The organism is Bacillus sp. JJ1127 (assembly GCF_036965845.1).
Taxonomy (GTDB): domain Bacteria; phylum Bacillota; class Bacilli; order Bacillales; family Bacillaceae_G; genus Bacillus_A.
The window spans coordinates 4,863-7,198 of record NZ_JBALQK010000260.1; the positions used below are offsets into that span (position 1 = coordinate 4,863).

General features: G+C 37.0%; 2 protein-coding genes. Both read right to left on the reverse strand.

Going from position 1 to position 2,336, the window contains the following annotated elements:
* Positions 1-86: 86 nt before the first annotated feature.
* On the reverse strand, positions 87-1,502 hold the full coding sequence (locus tag V7183_RS21615; RefSeq protein WP_335360782.1) for a SpoVR family protein: 1,416 nt from the start codon (positions 1,500-1,502) through the stop codon (positions 87-89).
* Between the two features lie 183 nt (positions 1,503-1,685).
* Entirely contained in the window at positions 1,686-2,246 is a 561-nt protein-coding gene (locus tag V7183_RS21620) for a nitroreductase family protein (protein WP_335360783.1), read from the reverse strand.
* Positions 2,247-2,336: the final 90 nt, after the last annotated feature.

The window sequence follows — 2,336 nt, forward strand, 5'->3', positions numbered from 1 at the left end:
GTCTTAATAAGAACATGATTAATTACATAAAAGCAACCCTTTCTAACACCGAAAAAGCCACTACATATACATAGTGGCTTTCCCTATTACACATACTTCCGATGCACCATCTTCCCATCATAGGAAAAGACTACCCCTTTACTCTCCACAACAGATTCCATATGGACCGTTCTCCCCCATAACTGATGAATATATGGCAGTACTTTCTCTAAGTATTTTAAATCAAGCTCAATTTCTTCATAACAATGCTTAATATACAGTTCTCCGTTCTTTAAATAATCTCCATCTTCAACCACTAAATATGGAAACCCACCATTTGTACGCGTGTTTACGAGCTGATCACGAACGTTTTTCCATTCTTTGTCAATTACTTTATACTCTTTCCCTTGGCGCTGGAATAAGTACATATCTTCACGCATGACAAGTTCTTTGTTTAAGTAATTTCTAAGGAACGATACATCCCATTCAATTTCGCGCACTTCAAAGATTTTCTCTCTTCCTGAATTCGGCTTTATGCCTTGCCGCTTCATTTCTTCAGTTGGATTATTGTAACGTTCTTCAATATCTTCAAAAACCTTAATACCGAGGTAGTATGGATTAATGCTTGTTTTTGACGGCTGAACAACCCCTGCATTTAGTTTGGCAAATTCAATTGCTTCATCGGATGTTAAATCCATTTCCCTGAGTATGCGTTGATGCCAGTATGAAGCCCAGCCTTCGTTCATGATTTTCGTTTCAAGCTGCGGCCAAAAATACAACATCTCTTCCCGCATCATCGTTAATATATCACGTTGCCACTCTTCTAGTTCGCGGCTATATTGTTCAATAAAGAGAAGTAAATCTTTTTCTGGTTGCGGCGGAATTTTTCTTTTTTTCCGCATATTAGGTAATTCACGTTTCTTATTTCGATCCTCTAAGTTCCATAAATCATCGTATGGCGTGGAAGCCTTTCTTATTTTTTCTTCCTCTTGATCATCTGCACTCCACGACAGCTTTGGTCTCATAAGCGAAGGGTCAATGTGCTCTTGAATAGCCAACACCGCATCTAAAAACGTTTCAACTTCTGCTTTTCCGTATTTATGCTCATAATTTTTAACTCTCTCCGCAGTTGCTGCCATACTTTCCACCATATCGCGTTTTGTGTTAGAAAACCGAATGTTATTTTTAAAGAAATCACAATGTGCCAATACGTGAGCAACAATAAGCTTATTTTGAATGAGTGAGTTTGTATCTAATAAAAATGCATAACACGGATCAGAGTTAATCACGAGCTCATATATTTTACTCAGTCCTAAATCGTAATGCAGCTTCATCTTAAAGAATTGCTTTCCAAAACTCCAATGTGAAAAACGCGTTGGCATTCCATACGCACCAAATGTATAAATAATTTCCGCTGGACATACTTCATAGCGCATCGGATAAAAGTCAAGCCCAAACCCAGTTGCAATTTCAGTAATTTCTGCGATTGCATATTGCAATGCTTTATCATCACTAGTTCTCATCTTTTTTCCCTCCTTACACCTTCCCTTATGAAAGTGTATGAAGAAAAACAAGCTTTCATGAAGACTAAACACAGCAAAATCAAGATGCATTTATAGCACGATTAAGAGAAACATACCCTAAGTTACAAAACACTCTCAAAATCCAAGTATGTTTTTTCTGAGCAAAATAACATTTCTCTCTTATTAATCCTCAATCATTTCTAATTTCTCCTCAATCGGTGTACGTACTTTTCCTTCTGGTGCCTTATCAAAATAACCAATATGAAGAATTCCAACAATACGTTGTCCTTTTGCTAATCCAATTCCTTCTATAAATAATGGATTATAAATTAATCCACCTGATTTCCAAACACAACCTAGTCCTCGTTCCCACGCAAGTAATTGGAAGTTCTGCATAAATGCACATACTGCTGCGTAGTCTTCATCCCGCTGCAATTGACGTGGATCTTCATCCATATAAACAATAATTTGAGCTGGTGTACTTAGAAAACGATTAGATAACATTTCACCTCGTTTTGCTCTTTCTTCCTCTGTAAAAGAATATAACACAGCGGCCACTAATTTCTTACGCCCTTCTCCAATAAATAATTTACATTGCCAAGGTTCGCGATGACGATGGTTTGGCGCCCACGTTGCGTCATTTAATAATTCAATTAACAATTCTTTTTCTACTGCTTTATCTGTAAATGTACGAATGGATCTTCTTTCCCTAATAATATTTGCAATGGAAGCATATGTAGTCATATTATTTCTCTCCCTTATTTTCGTCTATATGTATTTAAAAAACCGACATAAAACCCCTCTTTTTAGGTGGAAGAGAGCATCTGGCCATGC

Excerpts from the sequence above, each read along its gene's own strand:
- V7183_RS21615 (WP_335360782.1), bottom strand. The coding sequence starts at position 1,502 with ATGAGAACTAGTGATGATAAAGCATTGCAATATGCAATCGCAGAAATT.
- V7183_RS21620 (WP_335360783.1), bottom strand. The coding sequence starts at position 2,246 with ATGACTACATATGCTTCCATTGCAAATATTATTAGGGAAAGAAGATCC.